This is a genomic window from Nocardia sp. (assembly GCF_025465275.1).
Classification (GTDB): domain Bacteria; phylum Actinomycetota; class Actinomycetes; order Mycobacteriales; family Mycobacteriaceae; genus Nocardia.
Genome location: NZ_JAODNK010000002.1, coordinates 86,961 through 98,064, shown reverse-complemented (window position 1 = coordinate 98,064; position 11,104 = coordinate 86,961). Strand labels below are relative to the sequence as shown.

Sequence of the window (11,104 nt, the reverse complement as noted above, 5' to 3'; positions counted from 1 at the left end):
TCGACGTCTCCACGCCCAGCGTCCAGCCCGGCCCGCTGTCGATCGAGGCGCCCGGGCAGGACGGATCGACCATCGCGTCGGTCCCGTAGACGCCCATCAGGGTGCCCAGTTGCGCCGGCCACGCCGTCTTTCCGTGGCGCAGACAGCTGTTGTCGGGGTCGGTGAAGTCCCATGCGTTCGCGGTGAACGAATCTCCCAGTACTACAAGCTCTTTCCCCTCGGGAGCGGAATCCGCCCCCGCAACCCCTGCTCCCGTCACCGAGGCCGAGAGCGCCACTGCGGCGGCACACAGCCACCGTCCACTATTGCCGAACACCTGAATTACCTAGCCTTTTCAGTAGCCTGCGCGCGGTTCGAACCCGGGCGCGTCCAAGGTCGGGGGCGCGGGCTTCTGCGGCTGCTGGGTTTGCGGTGCGGGCTTCGGCGCGACCGGTTCGGTCACGACGGGCTGGGGCGCGACAGGCTCCGGCGCCGCCGGTTCCGAGGCCGCGGGTTGCGGTGCGGGCGCTTCGGTGGTCGGTGCCGGCGCCTCGGTCGGCGGCGCGGGTGCGACCGCGCTGCTCGGGGCGGCCGCCGGTGCGACAACCGCGCTGGTGGCGGTGCCCGGCGACCCGTCGGGGGCCTTATCGCTGCCGCACGCGGTCACTCCTGCGAGCAGCAGCGACCCACCGATCACGGCCGCAGCGGCGCGTAGTGCGAACGCACCTGGTGTAACAGATTTCATCGGTACCTCGAATCAGAAATTGAAGTGCCATCTGTTCACTTCAGCGGGGAGTGTACAAAAGGACACCCCTGATTCGACCCGAATCGGGAAAACTGCCTGCCCTGGAATCGCGGAGAGGCGCTCTGAGCGGCCAGGCTATCAATTCACAACGGGTAGCGGTAGCGGATCAGGATTTCTCGGCGGCGACGTGCGGATGGAACAGTGGATCGCCGGCCTCGGCCCGACTGATCGCCACCAGATGGTCGTAATCGTTGGCGACGCCGCGCAATAGCGTGTGAACGGCCTCCTCCACCTGGGCGTCGGTGGTTGCGGCATGGCCGAACAGGGCACGGTAGTGCACCAGCGAGGCCAGCAGATCCAGCAGGAGTTCGCGGTCGGCATCGGCACGCAGGTCGCCACGCCCGATGGCGGTGTCGAGCACCTGGGCGACCGCGTCCCGGGGTGGGCGGAACAGGGTCGCCATGAAGGTCTCCCGCAGTGCCGGATCGGCATTGCAATCGGCGAGCAGAGCGGCCAGCGCATCGGGGGGCATGCGCCGGAAAACGTTGAGGTGCAGCTTGATTGCATCGGAGAGATCGCAGATGGTGCAGCCGGTATCGGGCGGCCGGACATCGCCCAGTCGCGCCGCGAGGCCGTCGAGCACCAGGGCGGCCAGGCTGGGCCAGCGCCGGTAGACCGCGGGCTTGTTGGTACCGGCCTGGCGGGCAATGGCTTCCATGGCGAGCCCGCGATATCCGACCTCGGCGAGTGAAGTGAGCGCTGCCTCGCGCACGGCGTGATCGATGCTCAGATCGCGAGGTCGGCCGGTGCGGGTCTTGCCTTCTGCCATGCGGCCACTCTACCGTATCTATTACGGTACGGACCGTAATGAAAGTGGAGATGCCATGACTTCTGTTCCTGTAGACGCCGCGCCACCGGGCTGGCGGACGCTACTCGGCCGCGCACACGGCGCGGTCGTCATCACGCTGGCCGGCGGCGTCGGGCTGCATGCGACGAATGTGTACCTCGCTACGACGGTCATGCCGTCCGTGGTCGCCGATATCGGCGGAGCTCGGCTGTATGCCTGGGCCACTACGGTTTTCGTCGTCGCCTCGGTGCTGGGTTCGGCCACGGCCGGGGCGTTGCTGGCCCGCTCCGGACCGCGCTGGGCCTACCGCTGGTCGGCGCTGGTGTTGGTCGCCGGGACAGTGATCTGTGCATTGTCCCCGACCATGATCGTGCTGCTGATCGGCCGTGCCGCACAGGGTTTCGGCGGCGGACTGCTTTTCGCGCTGTGCTATTCGATCGTGCGGGTGGCCCTGGACGAATCGCTCTGGCCGCGGGCCATGGCGCTGGTGTCGGCCATGTGGGGCGTCGCGACCCTGATCGGTCCCGCTCTGGGTGGCGTATGGGCGCAACTCGATATGTGGCGCGGTGCTTTCTGGATGCTCATTCCGGTGCTGCTGCTGTTTCTGGTCTGGGGCGCGGGCCGCCTGCCGCCTGCCTCCGAAAGGCAGGGGAGTGTCCAAATCCCTTGGGTAGCAGTTGGTCTGCTCACCGCTTCGGCACTGGTGATCTCGGTCGCGAGCGTGTCGGATTCGCTGCTCGTGAATGCCGTGGGCTTGGTGGGCGCGGCGGCCCTGCTGGTCCTGTGGCTGCGTTATGAGCGCACCGCTACCGTGCGAGTGCTACCCGCCGCCGCGTTCGGGCCGGATCGCCGCCTGCGTCTGGTCTACATCACCATGTCGGTGCTCGTAATCGCCTCCAGCGTAGAGGTGTTCGTCCCATACTTCGGTCAGCACCTGCAGGGGCTCAGCCCATTGGAGGCCGGATATTTCGGCGCGGCGATGGCGGCGGGCTGGACCGCGGGATCACTCCTGTTCAGCGGCGTCTCGGCCCGCCGAGGTCTACTGATCGGCCTCGCCCCCGTGAGTTGTGTTCTGGGCCTGGCCATTCTGATCGCCGCAGGCCCCACAACCACGCATTCGCCCGCGATCCTCCTGATCATCGTCACGGGTCTGGTCCTGCTGGGCGGCGGTATCGGCGCGGTCTTCCCGCACCTGCTCACCGACGTCTTCCAACTGGCGGGCGACCGCGACCAGGACCTGGCCGGCTCCTCCGCGACCATTGTCCAGCTCACCGCAACAGCTTTCGGCTCGGCCCTGGCCGGCACGGTCGCGAACCTAGCCGGTTTCACCGACCCCGCCGCCACCGCACACGCCGCCCGCTGGCTGTTCGCGGTCTTCCTCATCCCCGCCGTACTGGCCTGGCTGGCGTCCCGCCTGATCCGGCGTGATGACAAGGCCCTGGCTTCCGGCTGAGTTATGCCTCTAAAATAGAGGCATAACCAATAGCCTTGTCCTACCTGTATGGAAGTCGGGAAATGTCGGGCAGCTGCCAACCCTGCTCGCGCAAGACGCGGTCTTCTCCAGCCCGGTTGCCGACTACCGCGGCCGCGAACGCGCGGCACACCTACTGGGTGTGATCGCGACCGTGCTCGAAACCGTCGACCAGACCCATCAGTGGAGCGACGACCAGCAGTCGCTGTACACCTTCACCGCCCACTTCGCCGATCAGGAGTTGCAGGGCGTGCTACGAGAGGAACTATCCGAAACCGGCAGCCTCGAGCACGTCACACTATTTCTGCGCCCGTACCGAGCCCTGCGCGCGGCGATCGCGGAAATGGCCCAGCGACTGGAGCTTTCACCGCCACCCCCGGAACCGGTGTAACCATGCCGACCAGCACCCCACGCCCCGGCCGCCCCGTCCGCGGATCCGCCACCGGCCGCCCGATCATGGCCCTATTCGACCTGATCGGCCGCCGCTGGATACTCCGAGTGATCTGGGAACTAGACCAAGCCCCCACCCCCCTGACCTTCCGCGAACTACGCACCGCCTGCGGCGACATCTCCTCCAGCGTCCTGACCCGCCGCCTACACGAACTCACCGAGGCCCGAATCGTCGAACACACCACCGCCTACACCCTGACCCCAACCGGCCGCACCCTCGTCCACCGCCTCGAACCACTAACAGACTGGGCCGCCAACTGGGAGCAGCAACTGAACTGAACCCTCCCCAGCCGAACGGATACCAAATTGGCAACGCCAGTGAACCAGTCCGAGAGTCCGCGCTTTCACCTTGTGGTCGTATGGCTATTGCCGCTGATCGCGCTACTCCGAACGTCGTAGGGTACGGCGGTTTCTGTGGCCTGCTTCCATTCAGGCCCGACGCTGTACCGAGATAGCCTGTCCTGCAGCTGATGTGTTCTGCCGGTGGACAAGGATCGCGAGTTGGGTCAGGGTGTTGACTGGTTCCAGCCCCATTGCCTCAAGTTCCGCAACAGGCACAGCGCTGAGGTCTCGAAGCATTGCCAGCAGGATGTGTTCGGTGCCGGTGCTGACGGCTCCGGCAGCGTCTGCCATTTCCTTTGCGGCGTCGAGCAGTCGCCCCAGAGCAGGCGTGCATTCGAACGGTATTGTCGGGGTGGTCATTTCCGATCACCTCCGGGTGTTGTCCGCGGGTGCGGCGCGACGCGTATGAGTGTTTTGCGGTGACACGGTAATCACTGCGGCTACGGCTACCACTTCCACCGGTACCTCGTTGCCGTCGAAATGCGCGAGGCTCGGAACGAACACTGCATCAACGCCGAGACGGCTCACGACGACGCGCAGTCGGTGCGCGGGCCGGTCCGTTGTTGCGTTGAATACGATCGTCTTTCGCAGGTCGTAGCCGAATTTCTTGGCGAGGCTGCGGATTTGATTCTCATCCCAGACCTGCCGCGCCCCCGAGACATCGCTGCGCAGGTATCCGATCGCGGAGGGCAGTGTCACCGTCACCACCTCCGATTCGAGACTGGTGTGCGTTCGCGTGTGAGTCGCGCCTCGAGATCGGCGAACGGCAGCCCGTTGTGGTGGCGTGCCGCAGTGCTGGTTCGGGTGGGCGCGCACAGTACCGCGAAAAGCACTGCGGCAATGGCGATCATGATGGCTTCCATGTTCGGCGACTCCGATCCTCGGCAGTTGTCCTGACTTCAAGTCCACTGCATGTGTGGCTCCGCTGGAAGGTGCGCAGCGTGGGCGGGTGTGTGCACAGGGGGCGTGCACGATCGCCGATTCATAGCGTGTCCCTCTTACAGCTGCCAGACTCGCGATATGGGACGCCGCCCGAAACAGCCCAATCGCCAGCTCGAGGAGCTGATCGAGGAGGCCGGCGGAATGCGAAAGCCGCTGGCGCGCCGTGTCGTCGATCGAGGCCGCGGCCACGGCATCGAGCTCAGGTATGACCACAGTTCGGTCGGGCGCTGGCTCGCCGGTGAGCAGCCGCAACGACCAGGGCCCGAGCTGATTGCGGAAGTCCTCACCGAGTTGCTCGGCCGTAAGGTCACACCTGCGATGTGTGGCATGAGCAAGGGGCAGGACGCCTCCGCCGAACTCGGCCTCGAGTTCTCGCTCAGCCTTTCCGGCGCAGTCGACGCCGCTACTGCTCTGTGGCGCAATGACGTTGAACAACGCCGGTTCCTCCGGGACACCTCATATGCGGTCGCGGTCTACCCGGCCGCGACCATGCGGTGGCTGACGCTGCCAGGCCCTGAGCATCCGGTGTCGACAGGATCGCGGAGAGTGGGGCAGACCGATGTCGACGCCGTGCAGACGATGGCCTCTGCATTCCGCGACCTCGACAATAAGGTCGGCGGTGGCAAGGTGCGCTCGACTATCGTCCAATACCTGCACAGTTCCGTCGCGCCCCTACTGCGCGGCAGCTTCAACGAGCACATCGGACGCCAATTATTCGGCTCGACAGCCGAACTCGTGCGTTTGGCGGGTTGGGCCGCCTACGACCAGGAAGACCACGGCCTTGCTCAGCGCTACCTCATCCAAAGCTTGCGGCTCGCCCGCGCCGCCGGCGACGCCGCCCTCAGCGCGGAGATCATGGCTGCCATGAGCCACCAGGCCACCTACGTCGGCCGACCCGGCGACGCCGTCGACCTCGCGCGCGCGGCGCGAATCGCAGCCAGAGGAGCCGGCCTGGCCGCACTCGAATCCGAATGTCACATGGTCGAGGCGCACGGGCACGCCGCCCGCCAGGACCAGACATCCACCGCGGCGGCCATGAACGCCGCGGAACGCGCTTTCGACCACGCCGTGGCGGGCGAGCAGCCGGTGTGGCTCGCCTACTTCGATCAGTCGTACTTGTCGGCGAAGACCGCGCATTGCTTCCGCGAACTCGGCGACAACGCGCGCACAGCGCACTTCGCCGAGCAATCGCTGACGATGTCGGTCGGATACCAGCGGGGGCGCGCGTTCAACCTGAGTCTGCTCGCGTCGGCTCTGGTGCCTACCGACCCTCGTGAGGCCGTCCGTATCGGCCGTGGTGCTTTGGACATCGCAGCCGATCTCGCCTCGCGCCGGAGCCTGTCGTATCTGCGCGATCTGCGCTACCGGTTGCGACCATTCGACGGCTTGGTCGAGGTTGCCGAGTTCCGCCAGCAGATTCTCGAACTCACTCGGCGAGGCTGAGAGCCCGGTAGATCCCGACTACCGTTGCCGCACCGATGATCTCACCGCGCCCGATCATGGCCATTGCCTCGTCGAGCGAAAACCAGCGAATATCCTCGGCCTCGTTGATATCCGGTGCGGTGTCGGTCAGATCGGCGCCGTGAGCGAGATAGATCTCTTGCGGCTGATCCAGGGTGCCGATCGCGGGCTGATACGTCACGAGGTGCTCCATAGTCCTTGGGCGCCAGCCGGTTTCTTCTTCCACCTCGCGGGCCGCAGCCGTGGCGACATCCTCGGCGTGGTCGACATATCCGCCCGGCAACTCCCACACCCACTGGTCGATGATGAAACGGTGCCGGTACATCAGCAGAACCTCGCGGTTCTCGTTGATTACCAACGTCATTGCACACCGTGGCATCCGTGCGACGTACTGAGTGAACTCCACCCCGTCCGGCAGCTCGATATCCACCGTCGAAAGTCGAATATGCCTGTTCTCATCGACCAGGCGCTCGCCGAGAATCGTCCACTGGGTAGCACGCTTCACCGCCCAGACAGTACGCGCCCGCCCGATCTCGGCCTCCAAGACATCCGCCACAGTTGGCGACGGCGAGACATATTTCGTTGGTCCGCGACCAGCCAACGCACCACATGCCGATGAGCGGGCGTTCCGAGGCTCCTGTACCGACCGGTTGCGGTTGGCGTTCCCCTTCGGCACTCGGGTCAGATGGTCCAGGTGATCGGGTAATTGGCGTACGCCGCGGTCTCTGCTGTGAACGTCACGCCTACTGCCCTGAGGTCGTCGCGCGCTCGGACCCTCATCTCCTTCAATTCGTCCATCTGCGCCGCATGCTTTTCGGAGTCCCAAATGCTGACTTGGGAGAGCGAGCCTTCAGGGGAGACGCCCGCGTACCAGTGAAGAAGGCCTGGCAGAGCCAGGATTGCCGGGATCAGGTACTCCGCGGTCTCCTTGTCGGCAGCGACGACCGCGTCGTACAGGCTCGGATCGAAGGTGACGCGCCCGACGCGGACGACGGCAGTTGTTGGCAACGACTCTGTCATCAAGTTCCTGTCGGCAATGCTGGAAGATCTTGCTTCCCAGATGATCTCACCGGCAGCGTGTATAGATCAATATCGGTCTTCGGCGTGACCGATAAGCCAACGTTATCTGTTGAGTGGCGCAAGCCGGCCCCTCACACATGCTAGCCGCGGCACATGCAAGTGAGCTCTCATGCCGCGGCCCGCGTTGACCGAATCGGCCAGTGCGGGACCGTGGAAGGTCAACGGGTCACACGCATCTCGCGCCGGCTGACTGCCCGAACTGCCGATGATCGTGCGGGTTCGGCTGGAGGAATCGGCCTCAGCGGTCAAAGTTCATACCCGGGCAGCATTTCTTGCTGTCCAGGTGGGGTTTGTGACCGCTCGGGGTCGACCGGCATCCGAAAGCCTCTCTCGCGCAACTGGAACGACCTCGACCGGGAATCATTGGTGGCGGACGTCGCGAGGGCTCGCCATCGGCATCGGATAGGCGATATTTCCTGTTGCCGATCATCGGCGACTGTTCGGAACTGCCTGCGGGCTCAAGAGGCCATCGAACCTGTCATAGCTCCAGGCCAGCCGCTGCTGTGCGACGCAGGCGCCTGCTGAGCATCGGCAGGGCGATGGCAGAGTGAACCGGGGTGGGCCGAGTGAGGAGCAGATGATGAGCGGACGTATCCCCAGTCAGTGGGAGGAGCTCACTGCTGCTGATCCTGCGCATTCGACGTGGTACGTGGAGCGGTTTCGGGCGATGGCGGCCGAGGGTAAGGATATTGCCGGGGAGGCGCGGCTGGTCGATGCGATGCTCGACCCTGGCAGTCGAGTTCTGGATGCGGGGTGTGGTCCGGGGCGGGTGGGCGGTTACTTGCATCGGGCCGGGCACGTTGTGGTCGGAGTCGATGTCGATCCGGTGTTGATCGCCGCGGCAGAGCAGGACTATCCGGGGCCGACTTGGATCGTTGGTGATCTCGCCGAATTGGATCTGCCGGGTAGTGGGATCGTCGCTGACTTCGATGTCATCGTGTGTGCGGGAAACGTGATGACATTTTTGGCGCCGTCCACCCGGGAAGCGGTGCTGGCCGGGTTCGCTCGCCATCTCGCCCCCACCGGCCGGGTGGTTACGGGGTTCGGTGCCGATCGGGGGTACGAGTTCCCGCAGTACCTGGCTGACGCCGAGAATGCCGGGCTCGCAGTGGATTTGCGGCTTTCGACATGGGATCTGCGCCCATTCACCGACGAGTCCGACTTTCTGGTGGCAGTGTTCTCGCACCGGTAGAGCCGGCGCTTGATCCGTTCTCAGCGGCGGGTTTCGAGTTTCAGGTCGCCGCGGGTCAGCGTGCGCCCGAAGTCGCCGGCGAGAAAGGCGTGCGGATAGCCGAATTCGATCGCGCTGGCCTTGTCGAGGCGGGTCAGTTGTGAAGCGGTGAAGTCGACCTCCAGGGCGCCCAGATTGTCCTCCAGCTGCGCGGGCGTGCGGGCGCCGATGATCGGTGCCGTCACGCCCGGGTTCTGCAACGTCCAGGCCAGCCCGACCTGGGCGGGTGTGCGGCCCAGCTCCGTGGCGACCTCTTTCACGACGTCAACGACATCGAGGTTTCGTTCGGTGAGCGCGCCGTTGGCGAGGGTGACGGTCTTGCGGGTGCCGTCGCCGGAGGCGCTGTTCGCCGCGTGCACGTCGTCGCGGCTGTACTTTCCGGTGAGCACCCCACCTGCCAGCGGTGAATACGGCATCACCCCCAACCCCATCTCGCGTGCCATGGGGATCAGGTCGCGTTCCCCGGTCCGCTCGATCAGGTTGTACTCGATCTGCAGCCCGACCAGCGGAGACCAGCCGCGTAGATCGGCGATCGTCTGCATGCGCGACACCTGCCAGGCCGGGGCGTTGGAGATCGCCACGTACAGAATCTTGCCCTGCCGGACCAGATCGTCCATGCCGCGCAGGATCTCCTCGACCGGCGTCGTGAAATCCCACACGTGCAGATAGAACAGATCGATGTAGTCCGTATTCAGCTGTCGCAGACTGGCTTCCACCGACGCGAACAGATTCTTGCGGTGCGGACCCCCGGAATTCGGATCGCCGGGCCGCCGCAGTGTCGTGTATTTCGTTGCCAGGACCAGGCTTTCGCGATTGTGGCGGGTGAATTCGCCAAGCAGGCGCTCGGAGGTGCCGTCGGTATAGGTGCCGGCGGTATCGATGAAATTTCCGCCGCGCTCGACGTAGAGGTCGAACAGCTTGCGCGCCTCGTCCGGCTCGGCGCCCCAGCCCCACTCGGTGCCGAAGGTCGCCGCGCCCAGTGCCAGCGGTGAAACTCGGAGCCCGGAACGGCCCAGCAGCCGATAGGTGTCGAGAGTGAGCGACATCGTGTCCTCCTGTGCATGTGATCCGTTGTCGGATACAAGCTTGTGACCGCGACGAGCCGGGGATAAGGGAAGGAACTTCCTGGGAACGCCAGTCCTACCCTCGTTGTTGGACCGGACATGACCCGCACCGTGGACACGACACAGGAGCTGGCCGCATTCCTGCGGATCCGGCGCGAACGCCTGGACCCGAACGATTTCGGCCTGCTGTCGCGCCGGCAATCCCGGCGGACCCCGGGTTTGCGCCGCGAAGAGGTCGCCGAGCTGGCCGGCATCAGCATCGACTACATCGTGCGTCTGGAACAGGGCCGCGGACTACGCCCCTCGGCGGACGTGGTGGAGGCCCTGGCGGAGGCGCTGCGGCTGGCCCCCGACGAACGCGTCTACCTCTTCGACCTGGCCCGGCAGCGCCTCCCCAACACCGGCAACCCCGCCACCACCGTGGCGCCGGCGCTGGCCAGGCTGGTCGCCGACCTGTCGCCGCTGCCCGCCATGGTGCTGAACCACCGCTACGACATCCTGTCCTGGAACGCCGAAATCGCGCGGCTACTAATGGATTTCGACACCCTCCCGCCGTCGCGGCGCAATCTGATGTGGCTGTGCCTGATGCATCCGGAGGCACGCGAGTTCTACGCCGACCGTGAACGCGTCGTACGGGAGGGAATCGCCCATCTGCGCGCCGCGTGGGCCGCGCATCCGGAGGATCAGGTGCTGGCCGGCCGCATCGCCGAATTCATGACGCAAGACGAAGAATTCGCGCGATTGTGGGCCGAGCGAGACGTCAAACTCAACGCCCGCGGGCACAAGCTGATGCGGCATCCCGCCGTCGGTGAGATCGCCGTGCATTTCGAAGTGCTGATGCCCCTGCAGGATCAGGACCAGCAGCTGGTCATCTACCGCGCCGCAGACGATGAGAGCCAGTCGGCACTGGACCGATTGCGTGCGGGATAACCTACTCGAACGCACCGCCGCCCAGTCGCTGAGCAGGACCAGATGCCCGCATCCTGGTGCGCGCCACGGAGTTCGTTCCGTAGGGTGAGCTCTTGTGGAATCAGGTACCGAGCTCGAGGGCTTACGATCCGCGCTGTCGTGCGTTTACGAGAAGCTCGACGCCGAGAGCCTAACCGAGCCCGACAGCACCGAACTGGTGGCGCGCGCAGAAGTGATTCAAGACCAGATCGACGCAATCCAGGATGCCATCAGCAACGACGAGGTCGCACGCACCCGGACTCCACCCGCGCCACCTATGAGCGATCGGCTGTTCTGAATTCCGAGATGCCGCCCAGATCCCGGATTGCCTACCGAAGGTTGCCGGACACGGCACTAGCCGCCGTAGAGGCGAATGAAGTCCTGGGTCGGGTCGACGGCGGGCACCGTGTAGCTCGACGAACTCCCGTCGACATGGGTCTCCTCGACGTATCGGGCGGGTTCGGCGGGCAGGCGGCGCCAGCGGGCGCGTGGATCATCGACCTGCTTTAGGTGACTGTTCGACGACATGATGTCCCCCTCCGGA

At 65.4% G+C, this 11,104-nt stretch carries 16 protein-coding genes and 1 pseudogene; 7 read left to right on the top strand and 10 right to left on the bottom strand.

All coding sequences use genetic code 11. The features are described from left to right. The 3 genes and pseudogenes from JWN03_RS00935 to JWN03_RS00925 all read right to left on the bottom strand — a co-directional run. A pseudogene (locus JWN03_RS00935) lies at positions 1–316 on the bottom strand (hypothetical protein); the annotation flags it as partial. Positions 317–334: 18 nt separating this feature from the next. Then, positions 335–724, bottom strand: coding sequence for a hypothetical protein (locus tag JWN03_RS00930; RefSeq protein ID WP_297608183.1), 390 nt, complete (start codon positions 722–724; stop codon positions 335–337). A 166-nt stretch (positions 725–890) separates the two neighbouring features. Continuing rightward, the gene (locus JWN03_RS00925; protein ID WP_297608180.1) at positions 891–1,553 is read right to left on the bottom strand and encodes a TetR/AcrR family transcriptional regulator; all 663 of its coding nucleotides are present in this window, start codon (positions 1,551–1,553) and stop codon (positions 891–893) included. Between the two features lie 55 nt (positions 1,554–1,608). Here JWN03_RS00925 and JWN03_RS00920 point away from each other — a divergent pair, with 55 nt between their 5' ends. The 3 genes from JWN03_RS00920 (at position 1,609) to JWN03_RS00910 (ending at position 3,771) form a co-directional block, all read left to right on the top strand. After that, positions 1,609–3,024, top strand: a complete 1,416-nt coding sequence (locus JWN03_RS00920) for an MFS transporter (RefSeq protein WP_297608177.1) — start codon at positions 1,609–1,611, stop codon at positions 3,022–3,024. Between the two features lie 160 nt (positions 3,025–3,184). Beyond that, positions 3,185–3,433, top strand: coding sequence for a hypothetical protein (locus tag JWN03_RS00915; RefSeq protein ID WP_297608175.1), 249 nt, complete (start codon positions 3,185–3,187; stop codon positions 3,431–3,433). A 2-nt stretch (positions 3,434–3,435) separates the two neighbouring features. Next, positions 3,436–3,771, top strand: a complete 336-nt coding sequence (locus JWN03_RS00910; protein ID WP_297608172.1) for a winged helix-turn-helix transcriptional regulator — start codon at positions 3,436–3,438, stop codon at positions 3,769–3,771. Positions 3,772–3,921: 150 nt separating this feature from the next. Here the strand turns inward: JWN03_RS00910 and JWN03_RS00905 are convergent, their stop codons facing one another. From JWN03_RS00905 to JWN03_RS00895, 3 genes are read right to left on the bottom strand one after another with little or no spacing between them, the layout of a single operon-like run. After that, positions 3,922–4,194 (bottom strand): hypothetical protein, encoded by a 273-nt coding sequence (locus JWN03_RS00905; RefSeq protein WP_297608170.1) that lies wholly within the window; start codon positions 4,192–4,194, stop codon positions 3,922–3,924. 6 nt (positions 4,195–4,200) lie between these two features. Continuing rightward, positions 4,201–4,533, bottom strand: a complete 333-nt coding sequence (locus JWN03_RS00900; RefSeq protein WP_297608167.1) for a hypothetical protein — start codon at positions 4,531–4,533, stop codon at positions 4,201–4,203. A 2-nt stretch (positions 4,534–4,535) separates the two neighbouring features. After that, the gene (locus JWN03_RS00895) at positions 4,536–4,697 is read right to left on the bottom strand and encodes a hypothetical protein (protein WP_297608164.1); all 162 of its coding nucleotides are present in this window, start codon (positions 4,695–4,697) and stop codon (positions 4,536–4,538) included. A 157-nt stretch (positions 4,698–4,854) separates the two neighbouring features. On the opposite strand from JWN03_RS00895, the gene JWN03_RS00890 reads away from it, so the two are divergent. Continuing rightward, on the top strand, positions 4,855–6,219 hold the full coding sequence (locus JWN03_RS00890) for a hypothetical protein (RefSeq protein WP_297608161.1): 1,365 nt from the start codon (positions 4,855–4,857) through the stop codon (positions 6,217–6,219). Here the strand turns inward: JWN03_RS00890 and JWN03_RS00885 are convergent. Next, on the bottom strand, positions 6,203–6,742 hold the full coding sequence (locus tag JWN03_RS00885) for an NUDIX hydrolase (RefSeq protein WP_297608158.1): 540 nt from the start codon (positions 6,740–6,742) through the stop codon (positions 6,203–6,205). The genes JWN03_RS00890 and JWN03_RS00885 overlap by 17 nt on opposite strands. A gap of 176 nt (positions 6,743–6,918) precedes the next feature. Continuing rightward, a complete protein-coding gene (locus JWN03_RS00880; RefSeq protein WP_297608155.1) occupies positions 6,919–7,257 on the bottom strand; it encodes a hypothetical protein in 339 nt (112 codons plus the stop codon). Positions 7,258–7,897: 640 nt separating this feature from the next. Between JWN03_RS00880 and JWN03_RS00875 the strand changes: the two genes are divergently transcribed. Beyond that, positions 7,898–8,509 (top strand): class I SAM-dependent methyltransferase, encoded by a 612-nt coding sequence (locus tag JWN03_RS00875; protein WP_297608152.1) that lies wholly within the window; start codon positions 7,898–7,900, stop codon positions 8,507–8,509. 20 nt (positions 8,510–8,529) lie between these two features. On the opposite strand, the gene JWN03_RS00870 is transcribed toward JWN03_RS00875, so the two are convergent. Beyond that, positions 8,530–9,594, bottom strand: a complete 1,065-nt coding sequence (locus tag JWN03_RS00870) for an aldo/keto reductase (RefSeq protein ID WP_297608149.1) — start codon at positions 9,592–9,594, stop codon at positions 8,530–8,532. 117 nt (positions 9,595–9,711) lie between these two features. Between JWN03_RS00870 and JWN03_RS00865 the strand changes: the two genes are divergently transcribed. After that, positions 9,712–10,542, top strand: a complete 831-nt coding sequence (locus JWN03_RS00865) for a helix-turn-helix transcriptional regulator (protein ID WP_297608147.1) — start codon at positions 9,712–9,714, stop codon at positions 10,540–10,542. A 94-nt stretch (positions 10,543–10,636) separates the two neighbouring features. Beyond that, the gene (locus tag JWN03_RS00860) at positions 10,637–10,858 is read left to right on the top strand and encodes a hypothetical protein (protein ID WP_297608144.1); all 222 of its coding nucleotides are present in this window, start codon (positions 10,637–10,639) and stop codon (positions 10,856–10,858) included. Between the two features lie 56 nt (positions 10,859–10,914). Here JWN03_RS00860 and JWN03_RS00855 read toward each other — a convergent pair whose 3' ends face one another. Continuing rightward, entirely contained in the window at positions 10,915–11,088 is a 174-nt protein-coding gene (locus JWN03_RS00855) for a hypothetical protein (RefSeq protein WP_297608141.1), read from the bottom strand. Positions 11,089–11,104: the final 16 nt, after the last annotated feature.

What these genes read in the sequence shown, in the direction of transcription:
- JWN03_RS00930 (WP_297608183.1), bottom strand. Translation starts at nt 724, where the DNA reads ATGAAATCTGTTACACCAGGTGCGTTCGCACTACGCGCCGCTGCGGCC.
- JWN03_RS00925 (WP_297608180.1), bottom strand. Translation starts at nt 1,553, where the DNA reads ATGGCAGAAGGCAAGACCCGCACCGGCCGACCTCGCGATCTGAGCATC.
- JWN03_RS00920 (WP_297608177.1), top strand. Translation starts at nt 1,609, where the DNA reads ATGACTTCTGTTCCTGTAGACGCCGCGCCACCGGGCTGGCGGACGCTA.
- JWN03_RS00910 (WP_297608172.1), top strand. Translation starts at nt 3,436, where the DNA reads ATGCCGACCAGCACCCCACGCCCCGGCCGCCCCGTCCGCGGATCCGCC.
- JWN03_RS00905 (WP_297608170.1), bottom strand. Translation starts at nt 4,194, where the DNA reads ATGACCACCCCGACAATACCGTTCGAATGCACGCCTGCTCTGGGGCGA.
- JWN03_RS00895 (WP_297608164.1), bottom strand. Translation starts at nt 4,697, where the DNA reads ATGGAAGCCATCATGATCGCCATTGCCGCAGTGCTTTTCGCGGTACTG.
- JWN03_RS00890 (WP_297608161.1), top strand. Translation starts at nt 4,855, where the DNA reads ATGGGACGCCGCCCGAAACAGCCCAATCGCCAGCTCGAGGAGCTGATC.
- JWN03_RS00880 (WP_297608155.1), bottom strand. Translation starts at nt 7,257, where the DNA reads ATGACAGAGTCGTTGCCAACAACTGCCGTCGTCCGCGTCGGGCGCGTC.
- JWN03_RS00875 (WP_297608152.1), top strand. Translation starts at nt 7,898, where the DNA reads ATGAGCGGACGTATCCCCAGTCAGTGGGAGGAGCTCACTGCTGCTGAT.
- JWN03_RS00870 (WP_297608149.1), bottom strand. Translation starts at nt 9,594, where the DNA reads ATGTCGCTCACTCTCGACACCTATCGGCTGCTGGGCCGTTCCGGGCTC.
- JWN03_RS00865 (WP_297608147.1), top strand. Translation starts at nt 9,712, where the DNA reads ATGACCCGCACCGTGGACACGACACAGGAGCTGGCCGCATTCCTGCGG.
- JWN03_RS00855 (WP_297608141.1), bottom strand. Translation starts at nt 11,088, where the DNA reads ATGTCGTCGAACAGTCACCTAAAGCAGGTCGATGATCCACGCGCCCGC.